This is a genomic window from Sphaerisporangium fuscum, assembly GCF_018531465.1.
In the GTDB taxonomy this organism is placed as follows: domain Bacteria; phylum Actinomycetota; class Actinomycetes; order Streptosporangiales; family Streptosporangiaceae; genus Sphaerisporangium; species Sphaerisporangium fuscum.
The window spans coordinates 44,436-61,289 of the sequence record NZ_JAHDTF010000038.1; the positions used below are offsets into that span (position 1 = coordinate 44,436).

Genomic DNA, 16,854 nt, shown 5'->3' on the forward strand with positions numbered 1-16,854 from the left:
GTCCGGCGAATCGCCAGGCAAGGAGGCGAGCATGAGCGGCAAGAAGACGACCGGCGAGAAGCACCTGATGCTGTTCTCGGGGCGGGCCTACCCCGAGCTGGCGGAAGAGGTGGCGCAGAACCTCGGTGTCGACGTCACCCCGACCACGCTGCGCGACTTCGCCAACGGCGAGATCTACGCCCGTTACCTCGAGTCGGTGCGCGGCAGCGACGCCTTCGTGATCCAGAGCCACACCGGGCCGATCAACAAGTGGATCATGGAGCACCTGATCATGGTGGACGCCCTGAAGCGGGCGTCGGCCAAGCGCATCACCGTGGTCGTCCCCTTCTTCGGCTACTCCCGCCAGGACAAGAAGGGCCGCGGGCGCGAGCCGATCACGGCCCGGCTCATGACCGACCTGTTCAAGACCGCGGGCGCCGACCGGCTCATGTCGGTCGACCTGCACACCCCGCAGATCCAGGGATTCTTCGACGGGCCGGTCGACCACCTGTTCGCGATGCCCGTGCTCCACCGCTACCTCAGCGGCAAGCTCGACCCGGCCACCACCACGATCGTCTCGCCCGACACCGGCCGCGTGCGCCTGGCCGAGCGCTGGGCCGACTCGCTCGGCACGCCGGTGGCGTTCATCCACAAGCGCCGCGACCTCGACGTGGCCAACGAGGTGAAGGTGCACGAGGTCGTCGGCCAGGTGCAGGGACGCACCTGTGTCCTGATCGACGACATGATCGACACCGGCGGCTCCATCTGCAAGGCGGCCGACGCACTGTACGAGCAGGGCGCCACCAACGTCATCGTGGCCGCCACCCACGCCATCTTCTCCGACCCCGCGGTGGACCGCCTGAAGAACTCCCGCATCTCCGAGGTGGTCGTCACCAACACCCTCCCCATCGCCGAGGAGAAGAGGTTCGACAAGCTGACCGTACTGTCGATCGCACCCCTGATCGCCAGAGCCATCAGCGAGGTCTTCAGCGACGGCTCGGTGACCAGCCTCTTCGAGGGCGACAGCTGACCATCGCTCCTTGAGACCCCACGGCCCCTGCCCGGCATGACCGGCAGGGGCCGTCTCGTGCGTCCGGTAGTCTTTGAGGGTTGTCCGCGCTCGTAACGCCTTCCGCTAGGGCGGGTGAGGGTGAGCGCCTTCCCAACATCGACACTCCCTAGGAGACACCGTGTCCGAGGTACGCATCGCCGCCGAGCCGCGCTCCGAGTTCGGCAAGGGCGCCGCGCGCAAGATCCGCCGCGCCGACAAGGTTCCCGCCGTCCTGTACGGACACGGCATCGAGCCCAAGCACCTCACCCTGCCGGGCCACGACCTCATGATCGCCCTGCGCACCCCCAACGTGCTGATCCGCCTCGAGGGCGAGGGCGTGAACGAGATCGCGCTGCCCAAGGGCGTCCAGCGTGACCCGCTCAAGGGCTTCCTCGAGCACGTCGACCTCCTGCTCGTCAAGCGCGGCGAGAAGGTCACCGTCGAGATCCCGGTCACCACCGCCGGTGAAATCGCTCCCGGCGGCCTGCTCGACCAGCAGCTCGTCGCCGTCAGCATCGAGGCCGAGGCCACCCACATCCCGACCGGCGTCGAGGTCGACATCGAGGGCCTGGAGGTCGGCTCCGTGGTCACCGCCGCCGACCTGAAGCTGCCCGAGGGCAGCTCGCTCATGGCCGACCCCGAGACGGTCGTGCTCCACGTCATCGCCCCGTCCGCCCCCGCCGAAGAGGCCGAGGAGGGCGCCGAGGCCGGCGAGGGCGCGTCCGCCGAGGCCGCGGAGTAACGTCTTCACGTATCGTCGGCAGGGCAGCCAGGAGGCCGTTCACACGGCCACCGGGCTGCCCTGTTCGATGCGACGGCCGTCACCCGGCCGCGAGCCGACACCATGGCCGAGTTGGAACGAAAGAGGTCTGTCGTGGACCGCTGGTTGATCGTCGGGCTGGGCAACCCCGGCCCTGAGTACGCCGGTAACCGGCACAACGCCGGTTTCATGGTGCTCGACGAGCTGGCCGGGCGCGTCGGAGGCCGGTTCAAGACCCACAAGTCCCACGCCGAGGTGGTCGAGGGGCGGCTCGTCGGCGCCCCTGTCGTGCTCGCCAAGCCCCGCTCGTACATGAACCTGTCGGGTGGGCCGGTCAAGGCCCTGGCCGACTTCTACAAGGTGGCCCCGGCGAACATCATCGTCGTGCACGACGAGCTCGACATCCCGTACGGCGCGCTACGCGTCAAGCTCGGCGGCGGCGACAACGGGCACAACGGCCTGCGATCGATCACCAAGTCGCTGGCCACGAAAGACTACCTGCGGGTGCGCTTCGGCGTCGGGCGTCCGCCCGGCCGCATGGACGCCGCCGACTACGTGCTGCGCGACTTCGCCACGGCCGAGCGCAAGGACCTCCCGTTCCTCGTCGACCGCGCCGCCGACGTCGCCGAGTCCCTCATCACCTCAGGCCTGGAAGCCACCCAGAACACCTTCCACCCCGCCGACCTGAAACCCGCCAAGCCCCCCCGCTGACACACCCGGCGCCCTGGTACGGCGGGGACGCGGAGGGCTTCGACTTTCGGGGTTCTCCCAAGAATCGCCCATGGTGGCGCTAGCATCCTTCACGCGGCGTGTCCGGTCGGCTACGTGGAGGGATGAGTGGGGTCTGGTGAGGAGCCGGTGGTCACCGTTCGGGGGGCGGCGGGGCGCAGGGCGGTCACCGAGTCCCGGGGCCACCCCTGCCTCCCCCGGTGGGCGAGGCGCTACCGGGTACGGGCCGCGGCGCTCGACCTGGCGTGCGGCCTGGTCGCCGGCGCCGCCGCCGTGTTCGTCCGCTTCGGCCAGGTGCGGCCGTACGTCGCGCCGTACATCGTCCTGAGTCTCGTCCTGCCCCTGCTGTGGACCGGCCTCCTCGCCCTCAACCGGGCGTACGAGCCGCGCCTGATCGGGGTCGGTTCGGAGGAGTTCCGCCGCATCTCGCAGTGCGGCTTCCTGCTCACCGCCGGCGTGGCGACCGCCGCGTACGTCACCAAGACCGACCTCGCCCGCGGGTACGTCGTGCTGGTCCTGCCGATGGTGACGGTCCTCACCCTCTGCTGCCGGTACGGGCTGCGCCGCAGGCTCCACGCGCTGCGCGCCAGGGGCCTGTGCATGCGCGAGGTCGTGGCCGTGGGCCACCGGGCGTCCATCGCCGATCTGGTCCGCCGCTTCCGGCGCGAGCCGTACCACGGCATGCACATCGTGGGGGTGTGCCTGCCGCGCGACGACGCCCGGGGAGAGGTCGAGGGGGTCCCCGTGCTGGGTGACTTCTCCGATGTCCCCCTCGTGGTCTGCCAGGCCGGAGCCGACACCGTGGCCGTGCTGGCCTGCCCCGAGCTCGACGGCACGGCGCTGCGCCGCCTGGCCTGGCGGCTGGAGAAGACCCGCACCGACCTCGTCGTCGCTCCCGCGCTCATGGAGGTGGCCGGGCCGCGCACCACCATCAGGCCGGTGGCCGGGCTGCCGTTGCTGCACGTGGAGCATCCCGAGCTGTCCGGCGTGCGCCAGCTGCTGAAGAACGTCTTCGACCGGACGGTCGCCGCCCTCGCCCTCGCCCTGCTCGCGCCTCTCCTCCTCGCCCTGGTGCTCGCCGTACGCTTCACGAGCCCCGGCCCCGCGCTGTTCCGGCAGACGAGGGTGGGCAAGGACGGCGTCGAGTTCACGATCCTGAAATTACGCACCATGACGCTGGACGCCGAGCAGCACAAGATCCACTTGGTGAGCGACTCCGACGGCGTGCTGTTCAAGATCAGGCGTGACCCCCGCGTCACCCCTCTCGGCGGCTGGCTGCGCCGCCGGTCCCTCGACGAGCTGCCCCAGCTCGTCAACGTGCTGTGCGGCGAGATGTCACTGGTCGGCCCCCGCCCGCCGCTGCCGGAGGAGGTCGCGGGGTACGGTGACGACGTACGGCGGCGGCTGGTCGTCCGTCCCGGCATGACCGGGCTCTGGCAGGTGAACGGCCGCTCGGACCTGTCCTGGGAGGAATCAGTGCGGCTCGACCTGCGTTATGTCGAGAACTGGTCTCTCACGCTCGATCTTCAGATCCTGTGGAAGACATGGTCCGCCGTGGCACGCGGCTCGGGTGCTTATTAACCTGAGGCGAGACGAACTCGGGTGCGGCATCGGGAGAAAAGGGCATCGTGACGATACGGGACGACCACGCGCTCGCGAGAGACCTCGCTTCCGAGGCCGGTGAGGCGCTCCTGGCGCTGCGCGCCGGCGAAGGATTCGATGACCCGGCGGCGCTGCGTGACACGGGCGACCGGCAGTCCCACCTCCTGCTGATGGAGGCGCTGTCGCGGCTGAGGCCGGACGATCTGGTGCTCTCCGAGGAGGCCACCCGCGAGGAGCGGTTCGACCCCCGCCGCCAGTCCGCCGAGCGTGTGTGGATCGTCGACCCGCTCGACGGCACCCGCGAGTTCGGCGAGGACGGCCGGGCCGACTGGGCGGTCCACGTGGCGCTGTGGCAGCGCACGCCCGGCGCCGACGCCGGCGGCGCTCTGGCCGCCGGGGCCGTCGCCCTGCCCGCCCAGGGCGTGACCCTCAGCACGGTCGCTCCGCCCGAGCTGCCCCCCACGCCCGCCGGGCGCGTCCGCATCGCCGTCAGCCGCACCAGGCCGCCCGAGTTCGTGCGAAAGCTCGCCGACCTCCTCGACGCCGAGCTCGTCCCGATCGGCTCGGCCGGCGCGAAGATCTCTGCCGTGCTCACCGGACAGGTGGACGCGTACGTCCACGCCGGAGGCCAGTACGAATGGGACTCCGCCGCCCCCGTGGCGGTGGCGCTGGCCGCCGGAGCCCACGCGAGCAGGATCGACGGCTCCCCCCTGACCTACAACCAGGACAACCCCTCACTGCCGGATATCCTGGTCTCCCTACCGGATCTGGCGCCAACGTTGCTCGCCGGCATCCGCGACGTGCACCGTTAGGGCGACCGAACCCCCTGGCGAATACCCGGAGGAAGAGTAGATGCTGCAGAGCGACTACACGACGTCCCAACTCGACGTCCTCGAAGCCGAGGCGATCCACATCATGCGTGAGGTCGCCGCCGAGTTCGAGCGCCCCTGTCTCCTCTTCTCCGGTGGCAAAGACTCCATCGTCATGCTCCGGATCGCCGAGAAGGCCTTCTGGCCGGCGCCGATCCCCTTCCCGCTGATGCACGTCGACACCGGGCACAACTTCCCCGAGGTCATCGAGTTCCGCGACCGCCGCGCCGGCGAGCTGCACGTCCGGCTCGTCGTGGCCTCCGTCCAGGACTCGATCGACGCCGGCCGGGTGGCGGAGGAGACCGGCAGGCGCGCGAGCCGCAACCGCCTGCAGACCACCACGCTGCTCGACGCCATCGAGGAGCACGAGTTCGACGCGGTCTTCGGCGGCGCCCGCCGCGACGAGGAGAAGGCCCGCGCCAAGGAGCGGGTCTTCTCGTTCCGCGACGAGTTCGGCCAGTGGGACCCGAAGAACCAGCGTCCCGAGCTGTGGAACCTCTACAACGCGCGCATCCGCAAGGGTGAGCACATCCGCGTCTTCCCCCTGTCCAACTGGACAGAGCTCGACATCTGGGACTACATCCGGCGCGAGGGCATCGAGATCCCGGCGATCTACTTCGCTCACACGCGGAAGGTCTTCGAGCGCGACGGCATGCTGCTCGCCGACTCCGACGTGGTCAACCGCGGCGACGACGAGCCGACCTTCGAGGCCGTCGTCCGCTACCGCACGGTCGGCGACATGACCTGCACCGGCGCCGTACAGTCCACGGCCGTCACCGTCGAAGAGATCATCTCTGAGATCGCGGCCACCCGTATCACCGAGCGCGGCGCCACCCGTGCCGACGACCGCGCCTCCGAGGCCGCCATGGAAGACCGCAAGAAGGAGGGCTACTTCTGATGGCGTCCCTCCCCAGCCGGGGCCGCGTGCCTTCGGCGAGCCTCGTGAGCCGTGTCTTCCCCCGCCGCGCCGGCGGTACGACCCCTGGAGAGCAGTTCTGATGGACATCCTGCGTTTCGCCACGGCGGGCTCGGTCGACGACGGCAAGTCGACCCTCATCGGACGCCTGCTCTTCGACTCCAAGGCGATCTTCGAGGACCAGCTCGAGGCCGTCGAGCGCACCAGCCGTGACCGCGGCACCGAGTACACCGACCTGTCGCTGCTCACCGACGGACTGCGGGCCGAGCGCGAGCAGGGCATCACGATCGACGTGGCCTACCGCTACTTCGCCACGCCGAAGCGGAAGTTCATCATCGCCGACACCCCCGGCCACATCCAGTACACCCGGAACATGGTTACCGGCGCCTCCACCGCCGACCTGGCGATCGTCCTGATCGACGCGCGCAAGGGCGTGCTCGAGCAGTCGCGGCGCCACGCGTTCCTCACCACGCTGCTCCGGGTGCCCCACCTGGTGCTCGCGGTCAACAAGATGGACCTGGTCGACTACTCCAAGGACCGCTTCGAGGAGATCCGCGAGGAGTTCACCGCCTTCGCGGCCAAGCTGAACGTCGCCGACCTCACGTTCATCCCGATCTCGGCCCTCCACGGCGACAACGTCGTCTCCCGGTCGGAGAACATGCCGTGGTACCAGGGCACCTCGCTGCTGCACCACCTGGAGAACGTCCACATCGCCTCCGACCGCAACCTGGTCGACGTGCGCTTCCCGGTGCAGTACGTCATCCGTCCCCAGCGCGCCACCGACCCCGCCTTCCACGACTACCGCGGGTACGCCGGGCAGGTCGCGGGCGGCGTGATCAAGCCGGGCGACGAGGTGATGCACCTGCCGTCCGGCCTCAGCACCCGGGTGGCCGCGATCGACACCTTCGACGGACCCGTCGAGGAGGCGTTCGCGCCGATGTCCGTCACCCTCCGCCTGGAGGACGACATCGACATCTCACGCGGCGACATGATCTGCCGTCCCAACAACAGGCCGCAGGTCGCCCAGGACCTTCAGGCCATGGTGTGCTGGATGACCGACGGCCTCAAGCTCGCCCCGCGCTCCAAGCTGGTCATCAAGCACACCACTCGCACGGCCCGCGCGCTGGTCCGCGACCTGCACTACCGGCTCGACGTGAACACCCTGCACCGCGACGAGTCGGCGACCTCGCTCGGCCTGAACGAGATCGGCCGGGTGTCGCTGCGGGTCACCCAGCCGCTGTTCGTCGACGACTACGCCAGGAACCGCCTGACCGGCGGTTTCATCCTGATCGACGAGTCCACCAACGGCACGGTGGGCGCGGGTATGATCGTCGAAGCACGCTGAGACCAGCGGCCTATCGCTGGTGACCGCTCGGGTGGCGCCGCGCCAGGTCCTCGTTGAGGAAGTCGAGGACCGCCGGGGTCGCGACCTCGCGGAACTCCTCGAAGTAGGCGTGGCGGGCCCCCGGGATGAGGTGCGGTCGGGCGCCGGGGATCCGGCCGGCCAGCAGCGGCGCGTTGGTGGCGGGGTTGAAGACGTCGTCGGCGCCGTGGATCACGAGGGTGGGCGCGGCGATGCGGGGCAGCGCGTCCCAGGCGTCGTGGCCCGCGCTGGCGGCGAAGTGACGGCGGCGGGCGTGGGCGGGCATGCCGGGATCGCCGGTCGTGTGGTACGGGCCGGGGTGGGCCGCGAGCCACTCCGGCGTGTACATCAACTCCAGCAGCGCCCGCTCGGCGGCGGCCCGGTCCGGCTGGGCCAGCGCGCGGCGCACATCCCGGCTCCGCTCCACCCCGTGGGCGCCTCCAGGTGAGGTACACCCCAGCACCAGCGCCGCCACCCGTTCCGGGTGATCGGCGGCCAGCCACTGCGCGACCCGCCCGCCCATGGACGTGCCGTAGACGTGCGCTCGCTCCACCCCGAGCGCGTCGAGCACGGCCAATACGTCCAGCGCGAAGCCGCGTGTCGTGTAGGGCTCGTCGGGCGTGTCGCTGTCCCCGGTCCCCCGGTAGTCGAAGGTGATCGTCCGATAAAGGGCCGCGAAGTCCGCCCGCACGCTGTCCCACCAGTGATGGTTGTTGGCCTGGCCGGAGAGCAGCACGAGCGGGAATCCCTCCCCGCTCACCTGGTAGGCCAGCTTCACCCCGTCTTTCGCCATCGCAAAAGGCACGTCACGCATTCTCTCCCGACAACCGGCACCGTAGCCACCCAGGGAGAATCTCCCGGGCCTGATCGCTCCTCGACGGCGCCGTCGAGGAGCGATCAGGGCCCGCGGCGCCACGGTTGTGATGCTGCGGTTGTCGTGACCGGTCGTGGGCTGATCGAGTCGCGCCGCCGGGATGGCCCTTCCGTTTCCACTGCCGATCGTCGGCTTGGGGTTGTCAGATGCCGGCGTCGTGCCCGGTTCGCTTCGCGTAGCCGTAGAGGAAGGTGTGTACGCCGGCGGCGACCATTTCCCTGAGCGCCTTCTCATCGTGCAGAGCGGCTTGGTCGGTCAGGTTGTCGGCGACCCGCTGCGTGCTCTCCTGGATCACGGTCTGGAACAGCTCGGCCTTGTCGGTGAAGTGGTTGTAGATGGTGCGGTTGGAGACGCCGGCCTCGGCGGCGAGTCGAACACCTCCGGCTGATCCTGGCCGAGCTCAAGGTCGCCACCGTCCGCCCTCAGGTGGCGCTGTCCCTGCACCACGACTTCACCATCTCCGCCCCCACCGAGCCGGGCGACGTCACTCCCGGCCCACACCAGCACCAGACCCTCACCGCCCTGCTGGACGACGTCGTCGTCTGGTCGCAGGCGCTGCAGACGATCCGCGAAGGAGCCCCGGCATGACCGCCGCATCAAACCCGCTGCCCGACACCGCGCTCGACGACCTGGCGGACACGATCGCCGCCGGCGCGACGATCGCCGGGCTCGGCGAGTCCACGAGATTCGCCCACGAGACCTTCGACACGCGCGACCAGATCTTCCGCCGGCTGGCCCGGCAGCATGGCTTCCGCGCGCTGGCCCTGCAGGACGACGCCTCCGTCGGCGCGACGCTCGACGCGTACGTCACCGGCGGCGCGGGCACGGCCGCCTCCGCGCTGGAAAGCGCCTGGCGTCCCTGGCGCACCGCCGAAATGGCCGCGGCGCTGGAGTGGATCCGCACCTTCAACCAGGACCACCTCAGCGATCCCATTCGGATCTTCGGGGTCAAGCCGGCCCAGGCACGGCCCGAGGACTACGACGCCGTGCTCGACCACGTCCGCCGCATAGCCCCGCACCGGCTGGCCGAGCTGGCGGCCCACCTGGAACCGATCCGCACCGCGCACGAGATCGACGAGCACGTGCAACGCGCGCGTGGACTGCATCCGGGCCGCCCCTTCGCCGAGCACGCCCGCGACGCGCTCGCCATTGTCGAGCAACTGCCCGGCGACGCCGTCCTGGCGCGAATGCGCCTCATCGTGGACTTCCACGAGCGCAGCGTCGCCGGACGCGGCGACTACGCCGGCGACGCCGAGGTCTGGGCCGAGACGATCACTGAGCACCAGCGCCGTACAGGACACCGCGTGGCCTACTGGGACGGCATCGCACACACCTCTGCGGTTCCGACGGTCCTGGGCCTGGCTCCCCGGCGCGGCTCTCAGCCCACGGTCGGCAGGGTGCTGCGCGACCACCACGGCTCCGGATACGTTTCGGTGGCGATCGGCTTCCACCACGGCGACCTCGGTGTCGCGGCCGTCCCGGAACCCGCCCCGGACTGGCTCGACGCCCGGCTCGCCGCGCCCGACCGCCCCGCCCACTGGCTGGACCTGCGGCGCGCCGACCTGCGCCGTCATTGGGGAGGACCCGCGAAGGCGCGCGTCATCAGCGGCGTCTACGACCCCTCCCATGACGCCGCCGAGCACCTCGTCGTCGCCTCGCTGCCTGACGCGTTCGACGTACTCGTGCATCTGCGCCGGGTGTCCCCCGTGCGGTGGCTGGGCGCATGACCCTCGTTCAGGCAGGGACGGTGTTTCCGCAGTTCGCAGTGGCCATGCCTATCGTGATCCATCTCACCGCTGATGGCTGTCCCGTTGTTCCTCGGGCCTGGTGATCAATTCGGCGAACAGTTCGGCGGCGTCGTCGACTGCCGCCTGGTCGCCGGTGGCGAGGAGATCCAGAAGCAGTCCGCGGCCGACGGCGAGCGAAAGCCGGGCCACGCGGACGGCTTCTTGCGGAGGGAGACCGTGCTTGATGAGCATTTCGGTGACCGGATCGGTCCAGGCCGTGACGACCGACCTGCGGAACTCGACCGTCCAAGGGCGCCGGTTCAAGGCATGCGCGTAGATCTCGAAGAACAACCGCTCGGCCGGCGCGAGTGCGGGGTCGCTGAGGCGTTTCCAGAAGGCTCGGGACAGTTCGGTGAGATCTCTGGTGTCGGCTTCGAGCGCCGCGAGCGCGGCGCGCTGGCGGGCCTCCATCAGATTGACGATCTCGACCAGCAAGCCTTCGCGTGATCCGAAGTGGTAGTGCAGCATGCGATGACTCGTACCGATCGCCGCGGCGAGTTCGCGCATGCTGAGATCACTGAAGCCGACCTCCTGCAAGTGCTCGATGCAGCGTTCGAGCAACGCCTCTTTCGCCGTCCCTGACAGGGCAGCCCTCTTGACCATGTACCAAATAGTACATGTACCATTTGGTACACAAACGTGTCCTGTCGAGGCGGAGATTCTCATGCGGATATCAACCACCATCGCGGCTCCGGTCCCGGCGGTTTGGGCGGTGTTGCTCGACATCGAGCGCTGGCCTGAATGGACCGACACGGTGACCACGGCCACGTGGCTCGATTCAGGCCCGACGCGGCCAGGGCGACGTGCGCGCCTGACCCAGCCGCGGCTGGGCAGCGCCGAGTGGGAGATCACCGAACTGGATCAGGAGAGGTCCTTCTCCTGGGCTCGGCGTTCAGCCGGCGTGACCACGCTCGGGGGACACCTGCTGTCCGCGAGCCCCGAGGGTGGAACGATCATCACACTCAGTATCGATCATTCCGGTCCTCTGGCCGGCGTGGTCCGGCTGCTCACCGATCGACTCACCCGCCGATACATCGACACCGAAGCGCGCGGCCTCAAGGCGTACTGCGAACACTCCCGCGGCTGATCCGAGGCCGAGGAGCAACGGGACAGCCATCAGCGATCGGTCGACGATGCGCGAATCCTGGGTCTGTCACAGATTTCGTGATCCCCAGATGGACTCGGCCCGGAACTTGTCGATCACGCCGGCTGATCGTCGCAGCGCTGTTGGAAGTCTCCTTCCCCCACTTGGTGCAGGGCATCACCCAGTTCGCCGGCCCAGCGGTGGCTCCAGGCACTGAGCGGGGCGAGTGCCTCGACGAGGTCTCGGCCGTGGTTCGAAAAGCGAAACACCAGGGAGCACAGTATGCCGCGTATCGAACCGCTCAACCCGCCCTATCCCGCCTCCATCGATCAGGCGCTGCGCCGCTGGATGCCGCCCGGCGTGTCGTACGAGCCGCTCACGCTGTTCCGTGTCCTGCACCGCAACCACGAGCTGGCCTCACGAATGTTCGCCCTCGGAGCAGGGCTGCTGGGCCACGGGCTGCTGCCGGCCGCCGACCGGGAGCTCGTCATCACCCGGGTCACCGCACGCGCCGGGTGCCGCTACGAGTGGGGCGTGCACGCCGCGACCCTCGCCCGGCAAGCCGGCCTCAGCCTGGAGCGGCTGCGGGCTACGGCCGCCCCGGGAATCGACGGCTCATGGCCTCCGCGCCATGCGGCACTGCTGCACGCGGTCGACGAGCTGCACGAGACCGCGCGGCTGTCGCAGCCCGTCTGGGACGCCCTGCGCATGCACTACCAGGACGAGCAGTTGCTCGAATTCCTCGTACTGGCCGGCTGGTACCGCACCATCGGCTATCTGGCGAACGGGCTCCTGCTGGAGGAGGAGCCCTGGGCCGTCCCGTTCCCAGAAGCGCCGCAAGGCCCGCAGCCGGACGGGGCCGAGCGGGCCGGCGGGAAGGACCGCCGATGAGCGGCGACGACGCGCAGCTCACGATCGTTCGCGCCTGCCTGCGCGACGGCGAAGGCGGCAGTCCCACCGCGGTGATGGAGGAGACGCCGTTGAGCGACGACGAGCGCCGCCGCGTGCCGGCTCTGATGGGAACCTCGCACGCGGTCTTCGTCTCCGCGCACGATGGAGCGGATGGTCCGGTCGCCCGGCTGCGCTTCTTCACCGCCGAGGGTGAGCTGCCCGCATGTGGTCACGGGACGATCGCGGCCCTGGCCTTCCTCGCCGAGCGCGCCGAGAGGGCGGAACACCGCACCACGCTCCATACGCCGGGGGGCGCCTTCGCCGGCCGGGCCGTACGGGAGGAGGATCACATCACGGCCTCCTTCGACACCGGCCCCGTCGACCTGCGCGAGGCCACCGCGACCGAGTGCGACCTCGTCCTGCCCGCCCTCGGCGTCACCCCGGACATCCTCGCGCCGGGTGCCCGAACCGCCGCGCTGGGGCGGCCACGTCTGCTGATCCCCGTCGCCACGCGGTCGGCCGTGGCCGCACTGGACCCGGACCTCGAACGGCTCCGCGCCGCCTGCGACCGGCTCGGCCTCCTCGGCTGTTACGTCTACTCCGTCCCGGAGCCCTCCGGCCGGGCCGCGGCCCGCATGTTCGCCCCGTCGATCGGCGTGCCCGAGGACGTGGCCAACGCCAACAGCACCGCCTGCCTTGCCGCTCACCTGGCCGATCAACGGCTCACCGGCGTCACGGTGGACATGGGCGACTCGCTCGGCAGCCCTTCCACGATCAGCGCCGCGGCGCGGCCCGGTTCGCCCGGTGGCCTCGTCCGCCTGTGCGGCGCCGCGAGGATCGAGCACGTCCTCCACACAGACCGGCTCCTCAGGAGCGAACCCGGAAACAGGCCGGGCTGACCGGCCCCTGCCTACCGGTCGTGGTCGTACTCTGCCGCCGCGAGCCGGTAGCGCTCCTTCTCCTCGGCGAAGTCGGGTGCGTCGGCGGGGTTCCGATCGCCCGGGGAGAAGGCTCTGTCGAGTCCCTCCGTGCCGCTCGCGGTGGCCTCGGCCGAGCGGGGCATCATGACCTGTTCGTAGGCGAGGACCGCCTCGTCCAGGGTGTCGTGGCGGGCGATGGCCAGAGCCAGTTCGGCGCCGTCGAGCATGGCGAGGTTGGCGCCCAGCCCGCCGAACGGCGACATCAGGTGGGCGGCGTCGCCGAGCAGGGTGACGCCGGGAGTGTGGGGCCAGGTGTGCTTGGGCGGCAGCACGTACAGCGGACGGTTGATGTACGGCCCGTCGTTGTCGGTGATCATGTGGAGCAGGCGCTCGTTCCAGCCGGCGAACCGTTCCAGCAGCGCCGCCCGCACCGCCGCCATGTCCTCCAGGTCGACGTCGGCGGCGCGATACCAGTCCGCCTCGACGCGCATGCCGATGTAGACGCGCACGTGGTGGCCGCTGTTGCGCTGCCCGATGAGCCCCTTGTTGTCGCCGGTGGCGAAGACCATCCCGTCGCCCACCAGCTCGGCCACGACGGGGTGCGCGGTGTCGACGTCGTCGAAGTGGGCCTCCACGAACGTCACTCCGGTGTAGACGGGGGTGGCGTCGCTCACCAGCGGTCGTACACGTGACCGGGCGCCGTCGGCGCCGATGACGAGGTCGACGACGGCGCTGGTGCCGTTGCCGAAGGTGAGCAGGTGGGTGCCGTCGCCGTTGGAGGTCGCGGTGGTCAGGGTGTGGCCCCAGCGGATGGTGCCGGGCTTGAGGGAACCCGCCAGCAGGGAGCGGAGCTGGCCGCGGTCGATCTCCGGGGCGCCGTCCTCGCCGTCATCGGGTCTGTAGTCGACCAGGACGTCGCCGTGTGGGGTGAGGCTTCGGTGCGCCTGCCCTTCGGGGCGGGACAGCGCGAAGAACTCGTCGAGCAGTCCGGCTTCCCGCAGTGCGATCTGCCCGTTGTCGGCATGCATGTCGAGTGCGCCGCCCTGGTCACGGACGTCGAGGGAGGCGTCGCGGTCGTGGACGGTGACGTCGACGCCGTGCCGTTGCAGGACGCGGGCGCAGGTCAGGCCGCCGGGGCCGGCGCCGATCACGGCGATGCGAGGGGTGGTGTTCATGAACGCTCCTTCAGAGAGGTCTGACGCCCTCCAAGGAGAGCAGACTCACTCCAAAAGTGCAACAGTCAACTTTTTGAGTGGACAACCTTGGAGTAGACTTCCCGTATGACGGAGACACTCGGGCGTCGTGAACGCAAGAAGGCCGCCACACGGGAGGCCCTGGCCGACGCGGCGCTGCGACTGTTCCTGGAACGCGGGTACGACCAGGTGAGCGTGAAGGACGTCGCCGACGCCGCCGACGTCTCGACCACGACCCTCTTCAAGTACTTCCCGTGCAAGGAGGCGCTCGTCTTCGACAAGGACGCCGACCGGGAGGCCGCCCTGGTCGCCGCCGTACGCGACCGTCCCGCAGGTCAGTCCGTACCCGAGGCCCTGCGCGCACACGTCCTGCGCAGCCGCGAACTGTCCCCCAGCGGCGATCCGCGCTTCCCCGACTTCCTCCGCATGACCCAGGAGACGCCGGCCCTGCTCGAGTACTCCCAGCGCATGTGGCTACGCCACGAGACGGCCCTGGCCCACGCCATCGCCGCCGCCGCCGGCGCCCCCGCCGACGATCCCGTCTGCGCCGCCCTGTCCCGCTTCGCGCTCGAAACGATCCGCCTCGCCCACGACCACGACGACCCCGAGCAGGCGATCCACCGCATCTTCGACCTGCTGGAACAGGGCTGGAACCGCACGATGGGCACGCGCTGACACATCTGACGAGGCCGAAAACCGTACCGACGAGAGCCGAGGCGCGGTGACAAAGGCCGTGTTCGGGGCGACAGGGGCCGAGGGCGGCGGGGAGGGTCGGGGGCGCGGCGGCGAGGGGCGGGTTCGGGGGTGACGAGGGCTGGGTTCGCGGCCACGTCGGCACCGGGGAGACCTGACAGTGGCGGCCCCGTCCCCGCTCTTCCCGGCTCACGGGCGATGCGTTAGGTTCTCGGCATGAATCCCGACGCCTATCTCCTCCACCTGCGTCGCGAGCTCGATGCGTTCCGCACCTGCCTCGACGGCGACCTGTCCGCGCCCGTGGTGCACTGCGGCGACTGGACGTTGCGCGACCTCGCCGGGCACCTGGGGGGCGGCAATCTGTGGGCGGCGAGAGCGGTGACCGAGCGGCGGGGCGACTACCAGCGTCCCGAGCCACCGCAAGATGGGGCAGAGCTCAGGCGATGGTACGAGGAAGCGGCCGAGACCCTGCTGGACGCTCTCGACACCGATCCTTCCACCGAGGCCTGGACGTTCTGGCCGCCGCATACGGTCGGCTTCTGGCAGCGGCGGCGGTGCCAGGAGACACTCATCCACCTCTGGGACGCCGAGAACGCGCTCGGTGAACCGCGTCCCTTCGACCTGGAGCTGGCCGCGGACGGGGTCGCCGAGGTGTTCGACACCATGGCGCCCCGCCAGGTCGCCCGCGGCCGTTCGGCCCCGCCCGCGCACGCGATCCGCCTGCACGCCACCGACGCCGGCACCTCGTGGACGTACGGCCCCGGCGACCCGGTCGCGGAGATCGAGGCGACGGCGGAGACTCTGCTATTGATGCTGTGGGGCCGCATCCCGAGCACCGACCCGGAGATCGCCTGGTCCGGCGACCAAGAAGCCGCCCAGAAAACACTCAACGGCCCCCTGACTCCCTGATCCACCTCTTCGCGTCCCCACCCCGGGGTGGCTTCCGCTGTCGTGCCTGCCTCGGGGTGGCTTTCGCTGTCGTACCTGCCTCGGGATGGCTTTCGTGTCGTGCCTGCCTCGGGATGACTTCCGTGCCGTTCCCGTCTCGGGTGGCTTTTCTGCGGGTCCCCGTCTCGGGGTGGCTTTTCCGCGGGTTCTCGCTTTGGGCGGGGTTCAATCGGCGCCGCGGCGGCGAGTCGGGGTACGGCGATCTCGGCGCCGCCGTACGGCGGGAGACCGGTCGAACCCTGATGCCGTCGCAGACGGGGCCGGGAATCTCCCGTGTCGTGGCTGCCTCGGGGTGGCTTTTCCGAGGGTCTCCGCTTTGGGCGGGGTTCAATCGGCGCCGCGACGGCGAGTCGGGGCACGGCGATCTCGGCGCCGCCGTACGGTGGGGGACCGGTCGAACCCCGATGCCGTCGCAGAGGGGACAGGGAATCTCCCGTGCAGTTGTTTCTTCTCCGTTGCCGGTCGCCTCTCCGCCGGCTGTGCTCCCTTTCCTTCTCCCGCCGGGTGGTCAAGGGAACGGGAAGCCCTCTCTCACTCCAAGGGAGGAATCGCTGCGAACGGCCCGTCGATGAACGGCTCCGGAAACGATGCGGGGGTGAAGCTCTCGGTCAGGCGCTCCTCGTAAGAGGGAGGGGCGGCTGGGATCTCACACCAGACGGTCCTGCCGGGGCCATCCGGGTTGGCGTGGAAGCCCCAACGGCCCTCGGACAGCATGTCGATGATGGCCAACCCCCGGCCGCCCTCCGCAAGCAGCGACACCGGGTCGACCTTGAGCTGCGGGTTCACGGCAGCGAGCCCCCTGTCGGTGACCTCGACGCGCACCTGATCGCCGCATGACGACAGCCGCAGGACCAGCGGCTCAGCTTCGGACGTCCCGGCGCTCACGCCGTGCCGGGCGTGCCGGACGCCGTTGGTGACCAGCTCCGAGACGGCCAGTCGTACCGGTTCGTACGCCCGGTGCTCGGCCCCGAGCCAGTCGCGGACCTCGGCGCGGGCGCGCGCGGCGGACTCGGGAGTGCTGGGCAGTAAGACCTCTTTGAGGGTATCCGGCGCCATTGATATGCCTTTCCCGGTCGCTTCCGGCTGAATTGCTGTCCCACTCGGCCAGCCGGCCGAGGTGCCGCCGTGGGCATGACGCGGCCCTCACACGGTGACAAACAAACAAGGGTCTTAATGCCGCTTCGGTGTTCGCAAT

General features: G+C 70.0%; 19 protein-coding genes and 1 pseudogene. 14 read left to right on the forward strand and 6 right to left on the reverse strand.

Annotation, left to right across the window (positions count from 1 at the left end):
* The first annotated feature begins 31 nt into the window (after positions 1-31).
* The 7 genes from KIK05_RS38715 (at position 32) to cysN (ending at position 7,251) form a co-directional block, all read left to right on the forward strand.
* A complete protein-coding gene (locus KIK05_RS38715; RefSeq protein ID WP_214415851.1) occupies positions 32-1,009 on the forward strand; it encodes a ribose-phosphate diphosphokinase in 978 nt (325 codons plus the stop codon).
* Between the two features lie 160 nt (positions 1,010-1,169).
* Complete coding sequence (locus tag KIK05_RS38720; RefSeq protein WP_214415852.1) at positions 1,170-1,772, forward strand: 50S ribosomal protein L25/general stress protein Ctc; 603 nt, start codon at positions 1,170-1,172, stop codon at positions 1,770-1,772.
* Between the two features lie 102 nt (positions 1,773-1,874).
* Complete coding sequence (pth, locus tag KIK05_RS38725) at positions 1,875-2,501, forward strand: aminoacyl-tRNA hydrolase (RefSeq protein WP_214415853.1); 627 nt, start codon at positions 1,875-1,877, stop codon at positions 2,499-2,501.
* A 147-nt stretch (positions 2,502-2,648) separates the two neighbouring features.
* Positions 2,649-4,100 carry a sugar transferase gene (locus tag KIK05_RS38730; protein WP_308250295.1) on the forward strand — a complete coding sequence of 484 codons (1,452 nt, stop codon included), beginning with the start codon at positions 2,649-2,651 and terminating at the stop codon, positions 4,098-4,100.
* Between the two features lie 44 nt (positions 4,101-4,144).
* Positions 4,145-4,933, forward strand: coding sequence for an inositol monophosphatase family protein (locus tag KIK05_RS38735; protein ID WP_214415920.1), 789 nt, complete (start codon positions 4,145-4,147; stop codon positions 4,931-4,933).
* Between the two features lie 40 nt (positions 4,934-4,973).
* Positions 4,974-5,888, forward strand: coding sequence for a sulfate adenylyltransferase subunit CysD (gene cysD, locus KIK05_RS38740; RefSeq protein ID WP_214415855.1), 915 nt, complete (start codon positions 4,974-4,976; stop codon positions 5,886-5,888).
* A 100-nt stretch (positions 5,889-5,988) separates the two neighbouring features.
* Positions 5,989-7,251 (forward strand): sulfate adenylyltransferase subunit CysN, encoded by a 1,263-nt coding sequence (gene cysN, locus KIK05_RS38745; protein ID WP_214415856.1) that lies wholly within the window; start codon positions 5,989-5,991, stop codon positions 7,249-7,251.
* 10 nt (positions 7,252-7,261) lie between these two features.
* Here cysN and KIK05_RS38750 read toward each other — a convergent pair whose 3' ends face one another.
* The 3 genes and pseudogenes from KIK05_RS38750 to KIK05_RS49200 form a co-directional block, all read right to left on the reverse strand.
* Positions 7,262-8,074 (reverse strand): alpha/beta fold hydrolase, encoded by an 813-nt coding sequence (locus KIK05_RS38750; RefSeq protein WP_214415857.1) that lies wholly within the window; start codon positions 8,072-8,074, stop codon positions 7,262-7,264.
* Between the two features lie 211 nt (positions 8,075-8,285).
* On the reverse strand, positions 8,286-8,438 hold the full coding sequence (locus KIK05_RS38755) for a hypothetical protein (RefSeq protein WP_250564159.1): 153 nt from the start codon (positions 8,436-8,438) through the stop codon (positions 8,286-8,288).
* A 12-nt stretch (positions 8,439-8,450) separates the two neighbouring features.
* A pseudogene (locus tag KIK05_RS49200) lies at positions 8,451-8,504 on the reverse strand (hypothetical protein); the annotation flags it as partial.
* A gap of 65 nt (positions 8,505-8,569) precedes the next feature.
* Here KIK05_RS49200 and KIK05_RS38760 point away from each other — a divergent pair.
* Positions 8,570-8,731 carry a hypothetical protein gene (locus KIK05_RS38760; protein WP_214415858.1) on the forward strand — a complete coding sequence of 54 codons (162 nt, stop codon included), beginning with the start codon at positions 8,570-8,572 and terminating at the stop codon, positions 8,729-8,731.
* Positions 8,728-9,870: an erythromycin esterase family protein gene (locus tag KIK05_RS38765; protein ID WP_214415859.1), complete on the forward strand. Its 1,143-nt coding sequence runs from the start codon at positions 8,728-8,730 to the stop codon at positions 9,868-9,870. Before KIK05_RS38760 ends, KIK05_RS38765 begins: the two co-directional genes overlap by 4 nt.
* A 63-nt stretch (positions 9,871-9,933) precedes the next feature.
* Here KIK05_RS38765 and KIK05_RS38770 read toward each other — a convergent pair whose 3' ends face one another.
* Entirely contained in the window at positions 9,934-10,533 is a 600-nt protein-coding gene (locus KIK05_RS38770; protein WP_214415860.1) for a TetR family transcriptional regulator, read from the reverse strand.
* A 61-nt stretch (positions 10,534-10,594) separates the two neighbouring features.
* On the opposite strand from KIK05_RS38770, the gene KIK05_RS38775 reads away from it, so the two are divergent.
* From KIK05_RS38775 to KIK05_RS38785, 3 genes are all read left to right on the forward strand, one after another.
* Positions 10,595-11,017: an SRPBCC family protein gene (locus tag KIK05_RS38775; RefSeq protein ID WP_284681554.1), complete on the forward strand. Its 423-nt coding sequence runs from the start codon at positions 10,595-10,597 to the stop codon at positions 11,015-11,017.
* A gap of 279 nt (positions 11,018-11,296) precedes the next feature.
* Positions 11,297-11,905 carry a carboxymuconolactone decarboxylase family protein gene (locus KIK05_RS38780; RefSeq protein ID WP_214415862.1) on the forward strand — a complete coding sequence of 203 codons (609 nt, stop codon included), beginning with the start codon at positions 11,297-11,299 and terminating at the stop codon, positions 11,903-11,905.
* On the forward strand, positions 11,902-12,804 hold the full coding sequence (locus KIK05_RS38785; RefSeq protein ID WP_214415863.1) for a PhzF family phenazine biosynthesis protein: 903 nt from the start codon (positions 11,902-11,904) through the stop codon (positions 12,802-12,804). The genes KIK05_RS38780 and KIK05_RS38785 overlap by 4 nt, the downstream gene beginning before the upstream one ends.
* Positions 12,805-12,815: 11 nt before the next feature.
* Here KIK05_RS38785 and KIK05_RS38790 read toward each other — a convergent pair whose 3' ends face one another.
* The gene (locus KIK05_RS38790; protein WP_214415864.1) at positions 12,816-14,000 is read right to left on the reverse strand and encodes an FAD-dependent oxidoreductase; all 1,185 of its coding nucleotides are present in this window, start codon (positions 13,998-14,000) and stop codon (positions 12,816-12,818) included.
* 105 nt (positions 14,001-14,105) lie between these two features.
* Between KIK05_RS38790 and KIK05_RS38795 the strand changes: the two genes are divergently transcribed.
* Positions 14,106-14,693, forward strand: coding sequence for a TetR/AcrR family transcriptional regulator (locus KIK05_RS38795; protein WP_214415865.1), 588 nt, complete (start codon positions 14,106-14,108; stop codon positions 14,691-14,693).
* 234 nt (positions 14,694-14,927) lie between these two features.
* Entirely contained in the window at positions 14,928-15,620 is a 693-nt protein-coding gene (locus KIK05_RS38800) for a maleylpyruvate isomerase family mycothiol-dependent enzyme (protein WP_214415866.1), read from the forward strand.
* A gap of 570 nt (positions 15,621-16,190) precedes the next feature.
* On the opposite strand, the gene KIK05_RS38805 is transcribed toward KIK05_RS38800, so the two are convergent.
* The gene (locus KIK05_RS38805; protein ID WP_214415867.1) at positions 16,191-16,715 is read right to left on the reverse strand and encodes an ATP-binding protein; all 525 of its coding nucleotides are present in this window, start codon (positions 16,713-16,715) and stop codon (positions 16,191-16,193) included.
* Positions 16,716-16,854: the final 139 nt, after the last annotated feature.

Excerpts from the sequence above, each read along its gene's own strand:
- KIK05_RS38715 (WP_214415851.1), top strand. The coding sequence starts at position 32 with ATGAGCGGCAAGAAGACGACCGGCGAGAAGCACCTGATGCTGTTCTCG.
- pth (WP_214415853.1), top strand. The coding sequence starts at position 1,875 with ATGGCCGAGTTGGAACGAAAGAGGTCTGTCGTGGACCGCTGGTTGATC.
- cysD (WP_214415855.1), top strand. The coding sequence starts at position 4,974 with ATGCTGCAGAGCGACTACACGACGTCCCAACTCGACGTCCTCGAAGCC.
- cysN (WP_214415856.1), top strand. The coding sequence starts at position 5,989 with ATGGACATCCTGCGTTTCGCCACGGCGGGCTCGGTCGACGACGGCAAG.
- KIK05_RS38765 (WP_214415859.1), top strand. The coding sequence starts at position 8,728 with ATGACCGCCGCATCAAACCCGCTGCCCGACACCGCGCTCGACGACCTG.
- KIK05_RS38770 (WP_214415860.1), bottom strand. The coding sequence starts at position 10,533 with ATGGTCAAGAGGGCTGCCCTGTCAGGGACGGCGAAAGAGGCGTTGCTC.
- KIK05_RS38775 (WP_284681554.1), top strand. The coding sequence starts at position 10,595 with ATGCGGATATCAACCACCATCGCGGCTCCGGTCCCGGCGGTTTGGGCG.
- KIK05_RS38780 (WP_214415862.1), top strand. The coding sequence starts at position 11,297 with ATGCCGCGTATCGAACCGCTCAACCCGCCCTATCCCGCCTCCATCGAT.
- KIK05_RS38785 (WP_214415863.1), top strand. The coding sequence starts at position 11,902 with ATGAGCGGCGACGACGCGCAGCTCACGATCGTTCGCGCCTGCCTGCGC.
- KIK05_RS38790 (WP_214415864.1), bottom strand. The coding sequence starts at position 14,000 with ATGAACACCACCCCTCGCATCGCCGTGATCGGCGCCGGCCCCGGCGGC.
- KIK05_RS38795 (WP_214415865.1), top strand. The coding sequence starts at position 14,106 with ATGACGGAGACACTCGGGCGTCGTGAACGCAAGAAGGCCGCCACACGG.
- KIK05_RS38800 (WP_214415866.1), top strand. The coding sequence starts at position 14,928 with ATGAATCCCGACGCCTATCTCCTCCACCTGCGTCGCGAGCTCGATGCG.
- KIK05_RS38805 (WP_214415867.1), bottom strand. The coding sequence starts at position 16,715 with ATGGCGCCGGATACCCTCAAAGAGGTCTTACTGCCCAGCACTCCCGAG.